We start from the raw sequence: 20,435 nt of genomic DNA, 5'->3' as shown, positions 1-20,435 counted from the left end.
CGGTCGTTTGGCTATGGTCGCGCCACCGCGTGCCCGCGTGGTGGAATGGTAGACACTGGAGACTTAAAATCTCTTGGCCGTATGGCCGTGCCGGTTCGAGTCCGGCCGCGGGCACCAATGGATTTGCCTGCAATCGACGAGAGCAATGACGGCTTTCGCCTACCTGTCGATCCGCACCGCAGAAAGCGCAATCGCCTGTTGATAGACGGTCGCCGCGTTCCATTCGTCCAAAACGCGGAAATTGGCGCTGCCTTCCTGATAGGGTTGGCCCGGCTGCCAGCCCTTCTGGCGCAGGAAATTCGCCGTTGAGGCAAGGGCATCACCCATGTCGTAAAGATTGACACGCCCGTCGCCATTGGCATCCACGCCATAGCGTAGCGCATTGCCGGGCAGGAACTGCGTGTGACCCATTTCACCATGTGCCGCGCCACGCTGGTTCGGCGCCAACCCGCCACGATCCACAAGGATCAGCGCAGCGATGGCGTGGGGCGTAAAGAAATCCGCGCGGCGGCAGTCATAGGCGACGGTCGTGATGCTGTCGATCACGGGCGTGTTGCCCATGTTGCGGCCAAAACCCGTTTCCATCCCGTGAATGGCAAGCAAAATGCCGGACGGCACCCCATAAGTGCTTTCGAGCGAGGCAAGAAAAGCTGCGTTTTGCGATTTCATGCGCCGCGCCTGACCGGCAAAATTGTCAAGACTGCCAAGCCGGATGCGGATAAATTCGTTCAGTTCATAGCGCACGCCGCGCTGGTTGCGATCCGCGTTGATGGTGGATTGCGAGTATTGCGCATTGGCCAGCGCTTGAAGGCCCGCCGCACCAACGCCAGCGGCGGCGGCCTCTTGCGCGAAGGCTCGTTTCCAAGCTGCGAAACCGGATGCATCGTTACCGCAGGGTGCGGCAAGGGTGGGGCTGGCAAGGATGGCAAAAGCCGCCGCGAACATGGATTTAGGGGCAAAACGCATTGAAACACTCCAGATAAAACAAGCCTTCCGAACGGTAACAGAATTTCGCGCGAGGTTAAGCCGGGATTTCGGCGCCCATCGGAATGGGCGTTCTCTCGCGTTCGGCGTTTGTATGATCGTATCAATCTTGCGGGCGCGGGTTTGGGCGATCAATCCTCGCGTTTTCCGGCAAATCTCCGGGCCCATTCCTCGCGTTCGTCATCGGTGATCTTGCGGAACGTCACATCGGGCACGCTAAAGGCATGGCCGACCGGCAGGGCCGTCAGCGCACTGCGCACATCATCAGGCCATTGCGCGCGCGTTGCATTCATCGCCGCCAGCAATTCGGCGCTGGCATCGGGGATGAAGGGCGCCGAAAGCACCGCATAGAACGGGATCAGGTTCAGGGCGAGCCGGATTTGCGCCGCTGCTTGATCGGGGTCGGTCTTGAACGTGGTCCAGGGCGCGACCGTTTGCAGGTATTCGTTGCCCAAGGTCCAGATCGCGCGCAATTCGGCGGCAGATTTGCGCACCTCCATCGCGTCCATATGGGCCTGATAGGCGGTCAGGCGGGTGGTCAGGTCAGCGATCAACTGATCCTCTGGCGCGCCCCATGTGCCACCATCGGGCACGGCCTCGGAAAATTTCGAACGGCAGAATTTGGTGACGCGCGACACAAAATTGCCCAGCACATCGGCCAGGTCCTTGTTCACATCGGTCTGGAAGGTGTCCCAGGTAAATTCCGCGTCCGAGGATTCGGGCGCGTGTGACAGCAACCACCAGCGCCAGTAGTCGGCCGGCAGGATGTCCAGCGCCTGATCCATGAAAACACCGCGCCCGCGCGAGGTTGAGAACTGCCCGCCGTCATAGTTCAGGTAGTTGAAAGACTTGATGTAATCGACCAGCTTCCACGGTTCGCCCGACCCCATGATCGTGGCGGGGAACGAAAGCGTGTGAAACGGCACGTTATCCTTGCCCATGAACTGGGTATAACGGACGTCATCGGCACCCTTGTCAGTGCGCCACCAGCGCTCCCAATCGGTGCCTTTGCCCGCGTCTTGCCATTCCTGGGCGCAGGCGATGTATTCGATCGGCGCATCGAACCAGACATAGAACACCTTGCCCTCCATCCCCGGCCAGTCCTGATCGCCACGTTTGACCGGGACGCCCCAGTCCAGATCGCGGGTAATGCCACGGTCCTGCAAGCCGTCCCCGTCATGCAGCCACTTTTTGGCGATGGATGTGGTCAGGATCGGCCAGTCTGTTTTCGAGCTGATCCAGCTATCCAGTTCGTCCCTGAGCTTGGACTGACGCAGATAGAGGTGCTTGGTCTCGCGCATTTCCAGATCGGTTGATCCGGAAATTGTGGAATGGGGGTTGATCAGATCACCCGGATCAAGCTGTTTGGTGCAATTGTCACACTGGTCACCGCGCGCGGATTCAAAACCGCAGTTGGGGCAGGTGCCTTCGATATAGCGATCGGGCAAAAAGCGGCCGTCGGCCACGGAGTAGACCTGCTGTTCAGTGACTTCCTCGATCAGTCCCGCATCGGCCAAAGCACCCGCGAAATGTTGGGTCAGGTGACGGTTTTGCGGGCTTGAAGAGCGGCCGAAGTGATCAAACGACAGGCGGAAGCCATCAGCGATCTTGGCCTGCACCGCCCACATATCGGCGCAGTATTCGGCAACGGGCTTGCCCGCCTTGGCAGCGGCCAGCTCGGCGGGCGTGCCGTGTTCATCCGTTGCGCAAAGGAACAGAACTTCGTTGCCGCGCGCGCGCAGATAACGGGCATACAGATCCGCCGGGAGCTGGCTGCCAACCAGATTTCCCAGATGCTTGATCCCGTTGATATAGGGAATCGCCGAAGTAATCAGATGTCGTGCCATACCGTTCGTCCCAAATTGTTGCCGCCCGTTTAGCCCGAACAATCGGAATACTCCATATGGGTGATGCAGGCTGCTGCCGGATTTCGCAGGGTCTGGCCAAGTTTATTGATAAAAGGAATTGGTATGACGGCGATTACAACGAATGTGCAAGGGTATGGAACACAGTGGTTTTCCGCGCCCGGCGACAATCTTCATGTGCTGTCTACGGGCCTTTTGGGGTCATGGGACACGCTAACGGCCCTTGCAAGCCACGATAACTTGCGTGTCGACAACTCGGGCCAGATGTGGAGCATGGCCAGCGTCCTTGAAGTGCGCGGATCAGATGTGCGCACCGCCAATTACGAAGGTGGGTTGATGCAAAGCGAAAGCGACAGCCATCTTGACGCGGTCATCCGCTACAAGGGGGAGGCCGTTGGCGGCCAAATCTTTAATTTCGGCACGATCAACGCCTATTGGGCCGTCGGCGTCGAGATTGGCACCACTGGCACGACCTTTGACAACCGCGGGCTGATTGATGCGGGCTCGGCGCTGCGCATGGGGCTAGACGGCGCGGACGGACAAGTCGTGCGCAACTTTGGCACGATGATTTCGGCGGGCAATGCATCTGCTGCGGGTGACGCGACCTATGGCAACGGCGTTTATGTCGAAGGCAGCAACAACCTGTTTTACAACTGGACCGGGTCGACCCTGACAGTGACCAGCGGGGGAGCCGGTGTCGCCTTTGGCGGGGCAGGCACGGGCAACAGCGTCAAGAACGCCGGCACGATTACGTCGGACACGGGTTGGGGCGTTGATCTGTCGGGGCTGGCCGTGGGTGTGTCGGCGGATGTGATCAACACGCGCGGCGGTGTGATCGCGGGTGGCGCGGGGGCTGTCAGGGGCAACAGCGCTGAAAATGTCATTTATAACTCGGGCATCATGAATGGCGATGTTTGGCTTTATGGCGGGGATGACTATGTTTCTTCGGGCACATATGCCCAGTTCAACGGCGACCTTTATGCCGGCAATGGCAATGACACGCTGTATGGTTCGGGGGGCGATGACAGTTTCTATGGTCAGGGGCAGAACGACGAAATCTGGGGTTTCGACGGGGATGATTTTCTGTTCGGCGGCGCGGGTGACGATGTGATCGAGGGCGGCGACGGTGCCGACTATCTGCGCGGTCAGGGCGGCAGCGATACCCTGAATGGCGGCGAAGGCGATGACGATATCTATGGCGGTGTTGGCGCGGATATATTTGTGTTCGAACAGAACGGTAACTTCGACATCATCTGGGACTTCCAGAACAATGTCGACCAGATCGACCTGAGCGATCTTGGCATCACCAGCTACAGCGCCCTGGCCGCCGTGATGACGACCGTTGGCGCGGATGTGCAGATTGATCTGTCCTCATTGTCGGGCGTGTATGGCGATATAATCGAACTGCGCGGCAGCGTCACGATTGGCGATCTGGACGCGGGCGACTTTATCCTGTGACAGGGACAGCGCATGTCATTGCGCGGTGTAGCCGCCATCGACCAGATGGTAACTGCCTGTGATGAAGCTGGCCCCGTCAGATAGCAGGAAACAGGTCAGCGCCGCGACCTCGTCAGCCGTGCCAAGCCGCCCGCTGGCATGTTTGCCAGCGATCATTTCCAGCATGTCCGCGTCCAGCGCGCCTTCCACCAGCGGGGTGCGGATGAACCCCGGCCCGACTGCGTTCACGCGGATGTTCTGGGGCGCGTATTCCAGTGCCGCGACCTTTGTCATGCCAACCACGGCGTGTTTGGCGGCCACATAGGCGCTGGCGGTGGCAAAGCCCACAGATCCAAGGATCGACGCCATGTTGACGATCGCGCCGCCCCCCGCGGCAGCGATTGCAGGAAGACCATAACGCATTCCGTAAAAGACACCGTTCAGGTTCACGTCGATCACCTGTTTCCAACCGTCGATGGGATACTCTCCGACCGGTTCTGCAGGGCCGCCGATCCCGGCGTTGTTCACGATGTAATGCAGCGCGCCGCCCTGTTCCTTGGCAAAGTCGATCATGGCTTCGACCTGTTCGGGCTTGGCCGTGTCGACCTTATAAGCCTGTCCGCCGATTTCCTTCGCAACAGCCTCGGCGTGGTCCATATTCAGATCGGCGACAACCACAAAGGCACCGTCACGGGCCAGATGTTCACAGATCGCCTTGCCGATCCCAGATCCGCCACCGGTCACGATCGCGGTCTTTCCAGCGAAATCATAAGTCATGTCGTGGGCCTCCTTGTTCGGGTTCCAGTCAAGGCAGAACCATAAACCAAAAGGATCGCTCCAGCTTTGATGTAGATTAATCCACCTGATCCACGTCCCGTGCGCGACGCAGCAACCGCCCGATGGTAAACGAGGTGCGCGGGGCATAGACGTAGGGCGTGCGGGCACCGGGGGCTTGGCGCACCCGCATCCGTACAAGTCCAAAGATCACCAGCGCGATATGGCCAAGCGCGATAAACACAAAAAGCGCGGCAGGCCCGAATGCGGTGATCAGGGCCGAAGTGAACCACGGTGCCGCAATCGCGCCCGTGGCATAAAAAAACATCAGGGCCGCCGACAGTTCTACCCGTTCTTCGGATGTGGCGAAATCATGTGCGTGGGCGGCTGAAATCGAATAGATCGGAAAGCTGGTAAGGCCAAAGAACCCGGCGGCAAGCATCACGCCAAGCGTCCCCAACGATGCGGTCAGCACCGTAAAGGCGCATGACACCACCGCCGCCACGGACATGCCGATCAGCACCCAACGGCGGTCATATTTATCGGCAAGCCAGCCGGTTGGATATTGCGCCAGCGCGCCGCCGGCGACAAAGGCGGCCAGAAAATAGCCGATCTGGCTGGCTTGCAGGCCGACCTCTTGACCGTAGATCGGGCCGACCATGCGGAACGACGCGCTTGACATGGCGGCGACGATCACACCGATCACCGCCAGTGGCGACATGCGCCAGGCCAGCATCGGGCGCAGGCGCGGCGCGCTGGGGGTTTCAGGCTGTGGTATCTTGGTCAGGGCCAGCGGGAACAGGGCCGCGCAGCACAGGATCGTCAGGATGTTATAGGCCAGATATATCTCGAGGTTGGCCAGCGCGCCGATCATGAACTGCGCCACAAAGGATGCGCCCATGTCGACGATCCGGTAGGTGCCCATCGCCCGTCCGCGGGTTCCATTCGTAACTTTGGCCTGCAGCCAGGCCTCGATCACCGTGTAGCTGCCTGCAATGCAGATACCCGATGCGATACGCATGAGCGCCCAGGCGGTCGGGTCGATGATGATCACATGGCCTGCCATGCCGATCGCACCCATCGCCGTAAAGGTCGCGAATGCACGGCTGTGTCCAACGCTTCCCATCAGGCGGGGCGCCCACCAACAACCGATGAAAAACCCGAAAAAATGCGCCGACCCAAGGAAACCGACCTCGGCGCGGGTGAAGCCATAGGCCAATCCCGTCAGGGCATCGAGCGGGCCAACCGCACCCGAGGATAGCTGCAACAGGGCCACCGACAAGAACAGCGAGGCAAAGGAAATCATCATCCGCATTCGGGCACCTTGGACCGCACCAGGCGGGGCCGCTAGGGGGTTTTCGACATCGGGTGTCGCTTTGGGTTGTTCTTTGGGCGCGCGGGGCTAGTGTCTGGCGCAACATCTGAAAAGGACGCGCGATGAAACAGATTCCCCTTGGCCGCAGCGATATCATGGTCAGCGATTGGTGCCTGGGCACCATGACCTTTGGCACCCACACATCCGTCGCCGACAGCGGTCGCCAGATCGATATGTGTCTGGACGCGGGTATCAACTGTCTGGACACGGCCGAAATGTATCCGGTCAATCCCGTTGCCGCCGAAACTGTTGGTCAATCCGAAGAGGCCGTGGGGGCCTGGGTCGCCGCCAGCGGGCGACGCGACGAGGTGATGATCGCCACCAAGATTTCCGGCCCCAATGGCGGGTTCATGCGCGGTGGTGAGGGGTATCATGCGGGCAATATCGCGCAGGCCGTAGAGGACAGTCTGCGGCGGTTGAACACCGATGTGATTGATCTTTACCAACTGCACTGGCCTGATCGCGGGTCATATATGTTCCGCCAGAACTGGTCATATGATCCATCCGGGCAGGATCGCGCGGCGACACTGGATCATATGGACGCTGTGCTGGGCGCGATGCAGGCGCAGGTTGATGCGGGCAAGGTGCGCGCCTTTGGTCTGTCAAACGAAAGCGCCTGGGGCACGACCCGCTGGGCGGATCGCGCCGCCGCCGTGGGTGGGCCGCGCGTGGTGTCCGTGCAGAACGAATATTCCTTGCTTTGCCGCTTGTATGATACGGATATGGCCGAAATGGCGGTGAACGAGGACGTGACGCTGCTGGCGTTCTCGCCGCTTGCAGCCGGATTGCTGACAGGCAAGTACCAGAACGGCGCGATCCCCAAAGGCAGCCGCATGGACCTTGCCCCGCAGATGGGCGGGCGCAAGACACCGCGCCTGTTCGCGGCAGTGCAGGCCTATCTTGACCTGGCGGCGGCGCATGGGTTGGACCCGGTGCATATGGCGATGGCATGGCAGGCCACGCGCCCTTTTCCAGTCAGTGCGATTTTCGGCGCGACCACCGTGGCGCAGTTGGAACATCTACTGAAGGGTCGCGATCTGGTGCTTGACGATGCTGTCGTGGCCGAGATTGACGAAATCCACCGCGCCCATCCGATGCCATACTGAATAATGCCCATGAGCGGGTGCCCCGCGCCCCCTTGACCCCCAACCTGGCCTTCCCCGGCGGGGAAGGGACAGTGTGGCGGGCCGACCCTGTCCCAGCCGCGTGGCACTTGGTGCCAATCTGCGCCTCCGGCGGGAGTAGTTTTGAACAGAAGAAGTTGGGGTTGCGCGCGCGGGGGAAATCGCGGACGGTTTTGAAAGCTGGAAAATGGAGTGTCACCATGCCGTTGGAAATGAATCGCGAGGTGTTTGTCACCTGTGCCGTCACCGGATCGGGCAGCACGCAGGATCGCAGTCCGCATGTGCCCCGATCCCCCAAACAAATTGCCGACAGTGCCATTGATGCGGCCAAGGCGGGGGCGGCTGTGGTGCATTGCCATGTGCGTGATCCCGACAGCGGTGTGCCGTCGCGCCGGTTGGATCTTTATCGCGAAGTGACCGAGCGTATTCGCGCTGCTGATGTCGACGTGGTGTTGAACCTGACTGCTGGCATGGGCGGCGACATGATCTTTGGCGGCGTTGAAAACCCGCTGCCAGTGGTCGAGGGCACCGACATGGTGGGCGCAAGTGAAAGGGTCGCCCATGTGGCCCAGTGCCTGCCTGAAATTTGCACTTTGGATTGCGGCACGATGAATTTCGCCGAGTCTGACTATGTCATGACCAACACGCCGGGCATGTTGGTGGCGATGGGCGGACTAATGACCAAGCTGGGCGTGAAGCCCGAGATCGAGGCCTTTGATACCGGCCATCTTTGGTATGCCAAGCAGCTGGTCAAGGAGGGCGTGCTGGAAAAGAGTGCCCTTGTGCAGCTGTGTATGGGCGTGCCCTGGGGGGCGCCCGATGACCTAAATACCTTTATGGCGATGGTGAACAATGTGCCCGATGACTGGGTGTTTTCCGCCTTTGGATTGGGGCGGTCGCAGATGCCTTATGTGGCTGCCTCTGTGCTGGCCGGGGGCAATGTGCGGGTCGGCCTTGAGGATAACCTGATGCTCGACAAGGGCGTGCTGGCCAGCAATGCGCAATTGGTAGAACGCGCGGTTGGGATTGTCGAAAACCTTGGGGCGCGGGTGATCGGACCCGATGAGGTGCGCAAGAAGCTGGGTCTGGTCAAACGCGCGCCGGTTGCATGATACGGGCGTTGGGCCAAAGCGTGTCGCGCGGCCCGTTTTTGGGCTGGCACGACGTCGCGGATGGGGGGGCGGCTCCGTGTTGCGACTGAATTGGCTGTTGGCAGCCACTTTTTTGGCCGGCTGCGAGGGTGCGCGCGCACCCGACGATGCGCTTTCGTTTCGTGATACCGCGGCGCCGATTGCCAGTCAGGTGGACGTTGGCGCGCAGGATCTGGAAGGCCGGTGGTTCCTGCGCCAGCACATTGCGGGCGCATGGCCGCGCGGCGATCGCACGGTGCAGATATCGGCCGATGGCACTGGCTTGGTGCTGCGCGAGGTCGTGTTGCAATGCAATGGAGCGATCCAATGCGAAACTGGTGCGGTTGAAACCCGCTATGCCCCAAGCCGCGAAGGGCGGTTTGTGCGGGTAGACCAAGGGCAAACGCGCGCGGCCTACGGTGGGCCCGCTGCCCTTTGGGTGTTGTGGATGGATTATGACCGCCGCACTTTTGTCGTGGGTGATCCGGGCGGCACCTATGCTGCGATCTTTGATCATCGTGCGCAGGGTGGCGCCGATCGCATCATTGCCGCGCGCGACATACTGGACTGGTTTGGTTATGACCTTGCCCGAGTCGGAGAGACGAGTTAATGAACATTCCGGTTTTGCGCACCCTGACTGGTCTGGTCACGCGTGAGGATATGCCAACCCGTGCCTACAGATGAATTCAATCACTCGGGATCGCCCGCGCGACAGGTCGCGGAAACGACCGAAATCTGACCAACAATCCGGGCATTGCCCCGGCGCTTCGAGGAGGAACGCACATGGGTAACACGGCAGCCATAATTGGCGGTGGGGTCATTGGTGGCGGTTGGGCGGCGCGGTTCCTACTGGCGGGATGGGATGTGCGCGTCTTTGATCCCGATACGCAGGCGCAACGCAAGATCGGCGAAGTGCTTGACAATGCGCGCCGGTCCCTGCCCGGGCTATCGGATGTGGCCCTGCCCGAGGAGGGACGGCTGAGCTTTCACGACACGATGTCGGATGCTGTGGATGGTGCCGTCTGGATTCAGGAAAGCGTGCCCGAGCGCTTGGAGCTCAAACGCAAAGTCTACCAGACCCTGCAGGAACACTGTGCACCCGATGCGGTGATCGGGTCGTCAACATCTGGGTTCAAACCGTCGCAATTGCAGGGCTGCGCTGCGCGACCCGACCAGATCGTGGTGTGCCACCCGTTCAACCCTGTTTATCTATTGCCACTGGTTGAACTGGTCACGACCGATGCGAATGGCGCAGACTTGCCGACCCGCGCAGAAGCGATCCTGCGTGAGATTGGCATGTTCCCTCTTCGCCTGACCAAGGAAATCGATGCACATATCGCTGATCGCTTCCTTGAGGCTGTCTGGCGCGAGGCGTTGTGGATGATCAAGGACGGGATCGCCACCACGACCGAAATCGACGAGGCGATCCGCATGGGCTTTGGCTTGCGCTGGGCGCAGATGGGTCTGTTTGAAACCTATCGGATTGCCGGTGGCGAGGCGGGGATGCGCCACTTCATTGAACAATTCGGCCCTTGCCTAAGCTGGCCCTGGACGAAACTGATGGATGTCCCGGAGCTGACCGATGATCTGATCGATGCCATCGCCGACCAGTCGGATGCGCAATCGGGCATGCATACGATCCGTGAATTGGAGCGTATCCGCGACAATAATCTGGTGACGATCCTGCGTGGTCTCAAGGCGCAGGATTGGGGTGCGGGGCAGGTGCTGAACGCGCGTGACAGGGCCAGCACTACGGTGGCGGCAACTTTGGATGAGGTCGCCGATATTTCCCGCCCCGTCCTGACGGTGAGCCGCGCTGTGCCTCTCGACTGGACCGATTACAACGGCCATATGAACGAGGCGCGTTATTTGCAGGCCTTTGGTGATGCCACGGATCGGCTGATGATGATTGTTGGCTGTGACAGCGACTATATCGCGACGGGCGGCAGCTATTTTACTGCTGAAACCCATATTCGCCATCTCGATGAGGTGCATGCGGGCGCGCGCATTCGGGTGGAAACGCAGGTGCTGATGGGCGCGGGTAAAAAGCTGCACCTGTTCCATCGCATGCTTGAGGGCGATCGATTGCTGGCCACGGGCGAACACATGCTGATCCATGTCAGTCTGTCCACGCGCAAGGCCAGCGATCCCGCGGCCCGTGTGGCCGAACCGCTTGCGAAACTGGCGCGGGCCCATGCCAAGCTACCCCATCCCGAAGGTGCCGGTGCGGCTGTGGGGGTGCGTTGATGCGTGTCTTGATCACGGCCGGGGCCAGCGGGATCGGGCAGGCGATGGCGCAGGCCTATGGCGACGCCGGCTTTGATGTCTGGGTGACGGACGTGGATGCGGATGCGCTTGCAGCTTGCCCCGCCGGCTGGGAGTGCCACCATGCCGATGCCTCTGATGAAACGGCGATGGCGGCGGTGTTTGCGGCGCTTGGGGCGGCGGGCGGCTTGGATGTGCTGTGCGCCAATGCGGGGATCGCAGGGCCAACGGCGCTGGTCGAGGATGTGGCGCTCGCCGAGTGGCAGCGCTGCGTCTCGGTGAACCTGGAAGGGGCGTTTCTGGCGGCGAAATATGCGGCCCCCCTGATGAAGGACCGCGGCGCGGGCGCGATGGTGTTCACCTCGTCCACGGCGGGTATCTATGGCTACCCGAACCGTGCGCCCTATGCGGCGGCGAAATGGGCGGTGATCGGCCTGATGAAAACATTGGCGATGGAATTGGGGCCGTTCGGAATCCGTGCCAATGCAATCTGTCCGGGTGCCGTGATCGGGCCGCGTATGGAGGGTGTCATGCAACGCGAGGCAGCAGCCAAGGGCATGACCCGCGATCAGGTTTATCAGGGCTACGCCGCGGGCACGTCTATGCGCAGTTTTGTGCGCGCGCAGGACGTGGCAGACATGGCACTTTTTCTGGGCTCAGACCAGGCGCGGTTGGTCAGCGGGCAGGTGATTTCCGTGGATGGGCACACTGAAAACCCCGACCCGAAACTTTAGCCGATCAGGGCGCGCAGTTCGTCGAGATGGGGAATAAGGTCGCGCGAGCCGATCCGCGCCTCGCGCACCAGCAGATCAAAGTGCCGCGACATGAATTGCACCCGTTCAGTGTCACGAAAAGCCATGTAGTTTTGCCCCAGATACAGCACCGCCAAAAGCGGGCCAAAGACCGTGACCGGGGCCGAATACAATCGCCGTGCGTCAAACAAATGCACCCGCAGCGTCGGGTATAGCTGATCAGTCAGCGCCGCGATGTGATCCAGTTGGGCGTGGCGTGTCGGCACATCCAGCCCCGCATAATATCCCGCGCCCTGGGCAAAGCTATGCAGTTCGAACAGCGGCATGGCAATTTCATAGTCCGACCGCGCTGATCTGATCCAGTCCAGCCTGTCACGCGAAGCCCCGACCGCCTGATCGGTCGATCGCCCGAGTGACGGCCCGTATTCCCAGCGCAGAACGTCATCGGTTTTGAACATATCGGGCAGGCCGGTCGGCACATGGCGGATTTTGTAGCCCTCGGCCTCCTGGTGCCAGGCAAAGATCTGTTCGTCGACATCGGCGCGCGGCGCTTGGGTGATTTTCATGGCGGCGGCGACCAGATCGGCTGCCTGTTCGGGGCGGTCGGACAGACCCAGCAGCCAATCGGCGCTGACCCCAAGGGCAGCGGCACATTCGGCGACCAGTTGGGCGTTGGGCAGGCGCGCGCCGTCCGATTTCAGCAATTGCGACAGGGTGGAACGGTCCACGCCTGCGCGCCGTGCCAAGGCACTTTGGCTGGTGGCGGATTCGGTCATTGCGGCAGTCAGGCGGGCGCGAAAGACCTTTGCGCGGTCGCGTTTGTCGATTTTTTCCATCATTAGTGAATTAATACACATTTTGTGTCTTTTGTGAACTATTCTCGAAATGGGCAGGTGGCACGTCGCTTGATATCTCTTGAGCAAGATGACGACACGCACCCTTTTTCCCGAAATCGAATGGCCGACATTTGCCCTGCTTCTTGGTTGCTACGGCGTCTGGGCTGTGGCGGTGTTCTGGCTGGCCAGTATCTGGCTGCCGCTTGCAGTGATTGTTGCAGGCGTTGCGACCGCACAGCACGCATCCCTGCAACACGAAGCGATCCACGGTCACCCGACACGCATCGCGTGGCTGAATGCGGCGCTGGTTGCGCCCGCTTTGACGTTGTGTATTCCCTATCTGCGGTTCCGCGATACCCACCTGGCGCATCATCACGACGAAAGCCTGACCGATCCTTACGACGACCCCGAAAGCAACTATCTTGATCCTGCCGTCTGGCGCGGGCTGGGTGCCCCCTTGCGCGCGGTCTTGCGGTTCAACAACAGGTTGGCGGGACGGTTGCTGATCGGGCCACTGGTCGGGCAGGTCATGTGGATGGCGTCGGACTGGCGTGCGATGCGACGCGGGGACCGTGCTGTGCTGCGCGGCTGGATGCTGCATCTGCCCTGCGCCGCACTGGTGATCTGGGGCGTTGCAGTTTCGCCCATGCCGTTTTGGGCCTATCTGATCGCAGTCTATATCGGCCATGCGCTGATCAAGATCCGCACCTTTCTGGAACATCGCGCCCATGACGATGCACAGGGCCGCACGGTGATCGTCGAAGACCGTGGCCCCCTGGCATTCCTGTTCTTGAACAATAACTTGCACGTTGTGCATCATGCCCATCCCGGGGTGCCGTGGTATCGCCTGCCACAGCTATATCGTGCAGCGAGAGACGGATATCTGGCCCGTAACGGCGGGTATCGCTATGGCTCATACCGCGAGGTCATGCGGCGGCATTTCTGGCGTGCCAAGGATCCGGTGCCACACCCGCTCTGGCGCGATCAGTAAATTCAGCGCATAGGAGGGCCATGGAGGCATGGATCCCGATCACGCTACTGGCCGCTTTGGCGCAGACCGCGCGATTTGGGCTGCAAAAGCAGCTCAAGGCGACACGGCTGTCGACCGCTGGTGCGACCTTTGCGCGGTTTGTCTATTCAGCGCCATTGGTGGCACTGTTGATGCTGGGTTATGGGCAGATCGGCGGGCAGGCGCTTCCCGCGATCCCCTTGCGTTTCTGGGCCTACGCGCTGGCGGGCGGGGCCGCGCAGATCCTCGCGACGATGTGCGTTGTCGCCCTTTTTGCCCATCGCAACTTTGCCGTCGGGATCACCTTCAAGAAGACCGAAGTGATCATGTCGGTGATCGTCGGCATGATCGTGCTGCGCGAAGGGGTCAGTTGGGCAGGTTTTGGCGCGATCCTGCTGGGGCTGGTCGGTGTCCTGCTTTTGTCGGACCCGCCCGCCGCCACGGGCGCGTGGCACCGCCGTATTTTCAACCGCGCGGCGGGGTTGGGCATTTTGTCAGGCCTGTTGTTTGCCGTCTCGGCAGTTGGGTATCGCGGCGCGGCGCTGTCGCTGTCACACGGCGATGCCTTGTTGCGCGCCTTGACGACGCTGGCTTTTGTGACGGCGTTTCAGACGCTGGCGATGGCGGCGTGGATGGCATGGCGCGAACGGGGCGAGATCGGGCGCGTCTTTGCGGTCTGGCGCGTCGGCGCACTGGTCGGGGTCAGCAGCATGGTCGGGTCGATCTGCTGGTTCACCGCCTTTGCCTTGCAAACGGTCGCCTACGTCAAGGCGCTGGGGCAGGTCGAGCTGGTCTTTTCGTTCCTTGTTTCAGCATTGATTTTCAAGGAAAAAACCACCGCGCGCGAATATCAGGGCGTGGCGGTTCTGTGCCTGGCGATCATCGCACTGATTGTTGCTATCTAAGCGGGCTGTCCCCACCCAGTTGCGCGACCAGATGTGCCTCGTCGTCGTTGCGAAAGAACGGCACCGTGGCGGGAGGCGCGGTATCATGGACCCGGGCGCTGACCTCGGCCAGCACGACTTGGGTAATAAAGGGCAGGTCAAAATCGCGCGCCTGCGCAAGCGGGATCCATTGCAGGTCGCGCAATTCGTCCTCGGCGTTGCTGAAATCGTCGGGATCACTGGCAAGCGCACCCGCATCCGCCAAAAAGAAGCGCGCATCAAAACGGCGTGGCAGGCCCTTGGGGGTGATGGCGCGAAAGACAAATTGTAGCCCGTCAGGCGATGGACGGTGGCCCGTGCGCGCAAATCCACGCCACCCCTGCGGGGCATCGGGCCAATCGGCGGCTGTGCCAAGGATCTGGCCGGTTTCCTCCCACAGCTCGCGGATCGCGGCAGCGGCAAGGGCGTTGGCGGGCAGGGTGCTTTGATCGGCAAGGCGCGCAGCGCAGGGGGCGGCAACGGGTTTGGCAAGCGGGATCGCCCGGTCACCGGCATCTACGGCGCCACCGGGAAAGACGAATTTATTGGGCATGAAAACGGCCTTGGCCCCGCGTTGCCCCATCAGGATACGCGGGTTACTGGCACGGTCGCGCAGCACGATGATCGTCGCCGCATCGCGGATTGACGTTTTATCCATGAAAGACCCCCGATTATTGGGGCGCGCCAAACCCGTGCATCCGCCGCGACCATTGTATGGCAACCACGACCCCCTTCAGTCTGGGCAGAAGGTAAAGTGATAATCCCACAGTCCCAACCGTAAAAATAGTGGCGAGAACAAGGGGATCGGGGCGAAACTGCGTAAATGCCACGTGTAGCAGGGGGGCCATCACGTGGCCAACCACAAGAATGGTCAGATAGGCGGGGCCATCATCAGCGCGATGGTGATACAGGTCTTCGCGGCACACAGGACATTGATCCACAACCTTGAGATAGCCCTGAAACAGATGCCCCTCACCGCAATTTGGGCACTTACGCTGAAAACCCCGCCAAATGGCGGGTTTTGTCGGCCGGTCATCCACGAAGGCTGTGTCCTGGGGCATGATTGATCCTTTTGCAGGCTCAGACATGCGGCTTTGGCGCTGAAAAATAAAGGGGGCATCGTGGCGTTGCGGCGCGATGTCGCAAAAAGATGAAAAAAAATTTGGCATGCGCGACGGAACTCCGGCGCTGGCCCGTTTGAGGTGTATCGGCGGCAGTTGAGGGCCGCTGGTGAAGTTGAACCTCGAAAGGACAAGAAATGAAAACGACACTTCTGATGGCAGGTATTGCGACGGCACTGATGGTCAACACGGCCGAGGCCCAAGGGCAAACTGGCCGAGGGCCGGATCTGCCCGGCTTTGAACAGATCGACGCCGACAATGATGGTCTGGTGACGACCGCAGAACTGCAGGCCGCAATTCAGGCACAGGCAGCCGAGCGGTTTGCACAGTCGGACACGGACGGCGATGGCGCCCTTTCGGCCGAAGAACTTGCCGCCGCGGCTGCGGCCCGCGAAGATGCGCGCCGTGAACGCAACATGACCCGCATGATCGAACGGCTGGACGCCAATGATGACGGGCTTTTGCAGATGGACGAAATGCAGGCCCGCAGCGAAGACCGCAACACGGATCGTCAGGGCCGCATGTTCGCCATGATGGACACCGATGATGACGGTAGCCTGAGCGCGCAGGAATACGAGACCGCTCTGGCCTTTATGGCTGAGCGCGGTGATCGCGGTGATCGCGGTGGACGCGGCGATCGTGGTGATCGTGGTGGACGTCACGGCAACTAAGCCGTGACCGGTGGTGCCCGCCTGTCTCTTCCCCCTGTCCCGCAGTGCGGGCGGGCACCAGTATTGCCGCAAGCGGCACAAGTGATTAGCAAAGCGTTTAATGCAAACACGAACGGCCCCCAGCGCCCCGCAGGACGCACCGGACGACGCGCTTCTGATCGCTTATGCGAATGGGGATGTTTCGGCTGCGCAGGAACTGGCGGCACGTTTGGCGCCGCGCATCATGGGGCAGGCGTTTCGGATGCTCCAGGACCATGCCGAGGCCGAGGATGTGACCCAGGACGCGTTGATGCGCCTGTGGAAAATCGCACCCGACTGGCGGCAGGGCGAAGCACAGGTAACGACCTGGCTGTATCGCGTGGTGGCCAACCTTTGCACGGACCGGCTGCGCAAACGCGGGCGCGGTGTCGCGCTCGCTGCGGTGGCGGAACCCGAAAGCGGCGCGCCATCGGTCGCGCAACGGATGCAGGACGATGCGCGCATGAATGCGCTGCGCGACGGATTGGCGGGTTTGCCCGAAAGGCAGGCCCAAGCGGTGGCCTTGCGTCACCTCGAAGAACTGGGCAATCCCGAGATTGCACAGATTATGGACATCAGCGTCGAGGCGGTCGAAAGTCTGATCGCACGGGGTAAACGGGCCTTGGCTGCCGGATTGGCACCGCGCAAGGCGGAACTGGGGTATGAAGATGACATCTGACCACGACAACAAAATGCTGGACCAGCTGTTTGCGAAGGCGCGTGAGCGTGATGCTGTGCCCTCGGATGCCTTGATGGCGCGGATCGCGGCGGATGCGGTTGCCAATCTGGCGGTGCCAGCGTGCGCACCTGCACGTCGTGGCGGGTTTATCGCCACGCTGGTGGGTATCTTGGGTGGTTGGCCCGCCGTGAGCGGGCTTGCGGCGGCGACTGTTGCTGGCATCTGGATCGGGTTCGCGCCGCCACAAAGCCTTGATAGCTTTGCGGGCGATCTGCTGGGCAGCAGCGATGTCGCGGTTCCGTTCCTCGAGCTGAGTGATCCATTCGGATTGGAGGGCTAGTGATGGCCAATGAGCAAACACCACCGCCCGCCAGCGGGATCGGGCGCAAGGTAAGGATCGTTCTGGTAATCTCGCTGGCGCTGAACCTGCTGGTTGTAGGAGTCATCGCGGGCGGGCTGTTGTCGGGGCGTGGGCCGGGCGGTGACGGACGCCGGGTAGACCTGTCGCTTGGGCCTTACGCGCGGGCGCTTGATCCGCACGATGTCGACGCGATCCGTGCCGAAATGCGTGGGCGTGGCCTTGATTTGCGCCGTGATCGCCGGGCGATGATCGAAGACACGCACAGCTTCGTTGCTGCCCTGCGCGCCGTGCCCTATGATCCTGAAAAAACTGCGGAAATTCTGTTGCGCCAGCGCGGGCGTGTGGCCCAGTTCCAGGCGCTGGGGCAGGATCTTGTGCTGGACCGCATCGCCCAGATGAGCGCTGAAACACGCGCTGCATTTGCCGACCGGCTTGAGCGGGAAATGGGCCACATAGGCCGTGAAGGTGGTGGGCGCAACAACTAGGCGTGCTTAGGCGGGCGACATCGCGATCGTGTTGCGCCCCGATGTTTTTGCGTCAAACAAGGCGGCGTCGGCACGGCCCATGATTTCGTTTGTGCCATTGTCGGTCAGGCGCTCTCCGTGGCCAAGGGCGACACCGATCGACAGGGTCACCGGAATGGCTTTGCCGTTGGTCGTGCTTTGGAAGGGGTTACTCTGGATCAACGCGCACAGGCGCTTGGCCGCGTCGCGGGCTTCGCTTTTGGTGGTGTCGGGCATGGCGATCAGAAATTCCTCGCCGCCGATCCTTGCGATCATGTCGATGGCGCGCAGGTTATTGCGCAGACGGTCGGCGACCTTGACCAGAACATCATCGCCCACTGCATGGCCGTGGGTGTCATTGATCGCCTTGAAGTGGTCGATATCCAGAACCATCACCGCAAAATCCCGCCCCGTAGCGGCGGCGCGATCTGCCATGCGTTTCAGATGGGGCAGGGCGTAGCGGCGGTTGAACAACCCGGTCAACTGGTCGGTGACAGCGGCTTGCAGCCCGCTGCGCACGGTGTCGCGCAACCGGTCCTGCTGGTGTTTGTGCTGCAACAGGGCGTTGATCCGGTGGGCAACTTCGCGCGGGTGCGCGGTTGCGGGCACAATATCATTGGCCCCCAGATCAAGCACCATCGCCGCCACATCGTCCGCGCATTCGGGAAAGCGCACCAACAGGGCTGCGTGCCGTGTTTCGGATCGGCTGCGCAACTCAGAGACCAATTTGTAGATTTGCGCCTTGTCCAGGCCCAACGCGGTTTCGGCCGTATCGGTGGCGTCGATCACGAACATGTCGGGAAGCGGGTTCAGGTTAAGACAGGTCAGCAATTGTTGCGGCGCGATGCGGTTGCAGCGGCGCCCTTGGCCCGCCACCAGCTTGGCGCAATCCATTTGCGCCGCGTCCGTGCGGGCCGTGACGACCGTGACTTCGCTGGTCGTCACGAAGGCCTGTTGCGCCTCGGCAAAGCCGAGCGCGCGTTTTGTATCGTCGCGCAGGCGCAGTTCCGATTGTGCGTCCTGGGCGCGCAGCAAACTGCGTATCCGCGCCTGCAGGACATCATCGCTCAGCGGTTTGGCCAGCAGATCATCCGCGCCCGCCTCAAGTGCGGCGACACGGGCCTGCGGCGTGTCGAACTGACCGGTCGCGATGATCGGGATATGGCTGGTCGCCGGGTTGGATTTCACACTGCGGAAAAAGGCGAATGCCGCAGCTTCGCCATTGGCGGTGTCGCAAATGATCAGGTTAGGCAGAGCGCCATTCAGCGCCGCGCGCGCCTGTTCAAGAGAGGCGCAAAGGCGCACTTCGTGTCGGCTCGCAATAAGGTTCACCCTTAATACGATTCTGTTCGTCGCAACTGTATCGACAATCAGAATTTTGCCAGACATTATTGCCGTCCTTTCGCAGGGTCTTAACGACCGATGGAGCTAAATTGACGTGCAATGGTTAAGAAACAGTTTCCGTCTTCGTAAGGAAGGCAAATGACTCCTGAACGTGCCGAATTGATCGCAATTCAGGCTTTGGGCTGGCTGGCGGGGAACGATGACCTTGGCCCAGCCTTTCTTGGCCAAACGGGCGCGCGGGCCGAAGATTTACGCGCCCGCGCTGCCGATCCGGCGTTTCTGGCCTCGGTTCTTGAGTATTTGACGATGGATGATCAATGGATCATCGCCTTTTGTGACGACCATGGGCTTGGTTATGACCTTCCGCTGCGCGCGCGATATGCGCTGCCCGGTGCCGAGCAGATCAACTGGACATGACCTGTTTGCCGCCGCGTGATGAACGAAAACGTGATGCAAACCTTTCCCGTGTGTTCATCAACCTTACGGACATCCTAACATGAAGATTAACGCGATCCTCTTCGATAAAGACGGCACATTGTTTGATTTCAACGCGACCTGGGGCGGGTGGACGCGCGGCTTGCTTGAAGGTGAATCGGGTGGTGATACGGTGTTGATGGCCGCGCTGGCCGATGTCTTGGGCTATGATCTGCGCACCGGCCTGTTCCGCCCCGACAGCATCGTGATCGCCCATACGGCCAGTGACGTCGCCGATGTGATCCTGCCGCTGTTGCCGCCCCAGTCAAAGGCTGACCTGATCGCGCGCATGAACGCCAAGGCCGCCCTTGCGCCACAAGCCGAAGCCGCGCCGCTGATCCCGTTTCTGAGTGGTCTGGTGGCGCGCGGATTGCGCCTTGGGGTGGCGACCAATGACGCCGAAGCCCCCGCACGTGCGCATCTCGATGCCGCCGGAATTTCTGAAAAGTTCGATTTCATCGCCGGATTTGACAGCGGTTTTGGCGCGAAACCTGCCGCCGGGCAGCTTTTGGCGTTTTGCGACCATATCGGTCTGCCGCCCACGCAATGCGCGATGGTCGGGGATAGCCTGCACGACCTACATGCGGGGCGCGCGGCGGGCATGGTCACCGTTGGGGTTCTGACCGGGCTTGCCACCCGCGCCGAACTGGCCCCAAGCGCCGATATCGTGATGGGCAGCATCGCCGATATTCCCGCATGGCTGGACAGTTCCCGCACCTAGACACGATTTGCGACAAAACAGGTCGCGAACGGCCCCGCGCGCCTGTGCTGCGGGGGCAATGCTGGGACA

At 61.2% G+C, this 20,435-nt stretch carries 22 protein-coding genes and 1 tRNA gene; 15 read left to right on the top strand and 8 right to left on the bottom strand.

The window, feature by feature from the left end; genetic code table 11:
* The first annotated feature begins 31 nt into the window (after positions 1 to 31).
* Positions 32 to 117 (top strand) — tRNA-Leu (locus FTO60_RS11510).
* 42 nt (positions 118 to 159) lie between these two features.
* Here the strand turns inward: FTO60_RS11510 and FTO60_RS11505 are convergent.
* Together FTO60_RS11505 and metG are read right to left on the bottom strand one after the other, a co-directional pair.
* Positions 160 to 945 carry a lytic transglycosylase domain-containing protein gene (locus FTO60_RS11505; RefSeq protein WP_148057137.1) on the bottom strand — a complete coding sequence of 262 codons (786 nt, stop codon included), beginning with the start codon at positions 943 to 945 and terminating at the stop codon, positions 160 to 162.
* Between the two features lie 170 nt (positions 946 to 1,115).
* On the bottom strand, positions 1,116 to 2,831 hold the full coding sequence (gene metG / locus FTO60_RS11500; protein WP_148056093.1) for a methionine--tRNA ligase: 1,716 nt from the start codon (positions 2,829 to 2,831) through the stop codon (positions 1,116 to 1,118).
* A gap of 123 nt (positions 2,832 to 2,954) precedes the next feature.
* On the opposite strand from metG, the gene FTO60_RS11495 reads away from it, so the two are divergent.
* Complete coding sequence (locus FTO60_RS11495) at positions 2,955 to 4,307, top strand: calcium-binding protein (RefSeq protein ID WP_172623871.1); 1,353 nt, start codon at positions 2,955 to 2,957, stop codon at positions 4,305 to 4,307.
* A gap of 15 nt (positions 4,308 to 4,322) precedes the next feature.
* Here the strand turns inward: FTO60_RS11495 and FTO60_RS11490 are convergent, their stop codons facing one another.
* Together FTO60_RS11490 and FTO60_RS11485 are read right to left on the bottom strand one after the other, a co-directional pair.
* Positions 4,323 to 5,063: an SDR family NAD(P)-dependent oxidoreductase gene (locus FTO60_RS11490; RefSeq protein ID WP_148056091.1), complete on the bottom strand. Its 741-nt coding sequence runs from the start codon at positions 5,061 to 5,063 to the stop codon at positions 4,323 to 4,325.
* Positions 5,064 to 5,139: 76 nt separating this feature from the next.
* Entirely contained in the window at positions 5,140 to 6,375 is a 1,236-nt protein-coding gene (locus FTO60_RS11485; protein WP_148056090.1) for an MFS transporter, read from the bottom strand.
* Between the two features lie 122 nt (positions 6,376 to 6,497).
* On the opposite strand from FTO60_RS11485, the gene FTO60_RS11480 reads away from it, so the two are divergent.
* The 5 genes from FTO60_RS11480 to FTO60_RS11460 all read left to right on the top strand — a co-directional run bounded on the left by FTO60_RS11480 (position 6,498) and on the right by FTO60_RS11460 (position 11,688).
* Positions 6,498 to 7,541 (top strand): aldo/keto reductase, encoded by a 1,044-nt coding sequence (locus FTO60_RS11480; RefSeq protein ID WP_148056089.1) that lies wholly within the window; start codon positions 6,498 to 6,500, stop codon positions 7,539 to 7,541.
* Between the two features lie 218 nt (positions 7,542 to 7,759).
* A complete protein-coding gene (locus tag FTO60_RS11475; RefSeq protein ID WP_148056088.1) occupies positions 7,760 to 8,671 on the top strand; it encodes a 3-keto-5-aminohexanoate cleavage protein in 912 nt (303 codons plus the stop codon).
* Between the two features lie 76 nt (positions 8,672 to 8,747).
* On the top strand, positions 8,748 to 9,299 hold the full coding sequence (locus FTO60_RS11470) for a hypothetical protein (protein ID WP_148056087.1): 552 nt from the start codon (positions 8,748 to 8,750) through the stop codon (positions 9,297 to 9,299).
* 173 nt (positions 9,300 to 9,472) lie between these two features.
* A complete protein-coding gene (locus FTO60_RS11465; RefSeq protein WP_148056086.1) occupies positions 9,473 to 10,936 on the top strand; it encodes a carnitine 3-dehydrogenase in 1,464 nt (487 codons plus the stop codon).
* Positions 10,936 to 11,688 (top strand): SDR family oxidoreductase, encoded by a 753-nt coding sequence (locus FTO60_RS11460; RefSeq protein ID WP_148056085.1) that lies wholly within the window; start codon positions 10,936 to 10,938, stop codon positions 11,686 to 11,688. The genes FTO60_RS11465 and FTO60_RS11460 overlap by 1 nt, the downstream gene beginning before the upstream one ends.
* Here FTO60_RS11460 and FTO60_RS11455 read toward each other — a convergent pair.
* Positions 11,685 to 12,545, bottom strand: a complete 861-nt coding sequence (locus tag FTO60_RS11455; protein ID WP_148056084.1) for a helix-turn-helix domain-containing protein — start codon at positions 12,543 to 12,545, stop codon at positions 11,685 to 11,687. The two genes, FTO60_RS11460 and FTO60_RS11455, sit on opposite strands and share 4 nt — an antisense overlap.
* 85 nt (positions 12,546 to 12,630) lie before the next feature.
* Between FTO60_RS11455 and FTO60_RS11450 the strand changes: the two genes are divergently transcribed.
* Both FTO60_RS11450 and FTO60_RS11445 read left to right on the top strand, forming a co-directional pair.
* Positions 12,631 to 13,533 carry a fatty acid desaturase gene (locus FTO60_RS11450; RefSeq protein ID WP_148056083.1) on the top strand — a complete coding sequence of 301 codons (903 nt, stop codon included), beginning with the start codon at positions 12,631 to 12,633 and terminating at the stop codon, positions 13,531 to 13,533.
* 20 nt (positions 13,534 to 13,553) lie between these two features.
* On the top strand, positions 13,554 to 14,456 hold the full coding sequence (locus tag FTO60_RS11445; RefSeq protein ID WP_148056082.1) for a DMT family transporter: 903 nt from the start codon (positions 13,554 to 13,556) through the stop codon (positions 14,454 to 14,456).
* Here FTO60_RS11445 and FTO60_RS11440 read toward each other — a convergent pair.
* Positions 14,449 to 15,132, bottom strand: coding sequence for an NUDIX hydrolase (locus FTO60_RS11440; RefSeq protein WP_148056081.1), 684 nt, complete (start codon positions 15,130 to 15,132; stop codon positions 14,449 to 14,451). The genes FTO60_RS11445 and FTO60_RS11440 overlap by 8 nt on opposite strands.
* A gap of 13 nt (positions 15,133 to 15,145) precedes the next feature.
* On the bottom strand, positions 15,146 to 15,535 hold the full coding sequence (locus FTO60_RS11435) for a DUF983 domain-containing protein (protein ID WP_148056080.1): 390 nt from the start codon (positions 15,533 to 15,535) through the stop codon (positions 15,146 to 15,148).
* Positions 15,536 to 15,732: 197 nt separating this feature from the next.
* Here FTO60_RS11435 and FTO60_RS11430 point away from each other — a divergent pair, with 197 nt between their 5' ends.
* The 4 genes from FTO60_RS11430 (at position 15,733) to FTO60_RS11415 (ending at position 17,809) form a co-directional block, all read left to right on the top strand.
* Positions 15,733 to 16,266, top strand: a complete 534-nt coding sequence (locus tag FTO60_RS11430; RefSeq protein ID WP_148056079.1) for an EF-hand domain-containing protein — start codon at positions 15,733 to 15,735, stop codon at positions 16,264 to 16,266.
* 100 nt (positions 16,267 to 16,366) lie between these two features.
* Positions 16,367 to 16,963, top strand: a complete 597-nt coding sequence (locus FTO60_RS11425) for an RNA polymerase sigma factor (RefSeq protein WP_148056078.1) — start codon at positions 16,367 to 16,369, stop codon at positions 16,961 to 16,963.
* Entirely contained in the window at positions 16,947 to 17,303 is a 357-nt protein-coding gene (locus tag FTO60_RS11420; RefSeq protein ID WP_254696791.1) for a hypothetical protein, read from the top strand. Before FTO60_RS11425 ends, FTO60_RS11420 begins: the two co-directional genes overlap by 17 nt.
* 2 nt (positions 17,304 to 17,305) lie before the next feature.
* Complete coding sequence (locus FTO60_RS11415) at positions 17,306 to 17,809, top strand: periplasmic heavy metal sensor (RefSeq protein WP_148056076.1); 504 nt, start codon at positions 17,306 to 17,308, stop codon at positions 17,807 to 17,809.
* 6 nt (positions 17,810 to 17,815) lie between these two features.
* On the opposite strand, the gene FTO60_RS11410 is transcribed toward FTO60_RS11415, so the two are convergent.
* Positions 17,816 to 19,216, bottom strand: coding sequence for a diguanylate cyclase (locus FTO60_RS11410; RefSeq protein WP_148056075.1), 1,401 nt, complete (start codon positions 19,214 to 19,216; stop codon positions 17,816 to 17,818).
* Positions 19,217 to 19,309: 93 nt separating this feature from the next.
* On the opposite strand from FTO60_RS11410, the gene FTO60_RS11405 reads away from it, so the two are divergent.
* Together FTO60_RS11405 and FTO60_RS11400 are read left to right on the top strand one after the other, a co-directional pair.
* A complete protein-coding gene (locus FTO60_RS11405) occupies positions 19,310 to 19,588 on the top strand; it encodes a DUF3572 domain-containing protein (RefSeq protein WP_148056074.1) in 279 nt (92 codons plus the stop codon).
* A 79-nt stretch (positions 19,589 to 19,667) separates the two neighbouring features.
* A complete protein-coding gene (locus FTO60_RS11400; RefSeq protein ID WP_148056073.1) occupies positions 19,668 to 20,366 on the top strand; it encodes an HAD family hydrolase in 699 nt (232 codons plus the stop codon).
* Positions 20,367 to 20,435 lie beyond the last annotated feature (69 nt).

Origin of the sequence: Octadecabacter sp. SW4 (genome assembly GCF_008065155.1) — a bacterium.
GTDB lineage: Bacteria > Pseudomonadota > Alphaproteobacteria > Rhodobacterales > Rhodobacteraceae > SW4.
Note: the sequence above shows the minus strand (reverse complement) of the source record. Positions and strands in the feature narration are given on the sequence as shown.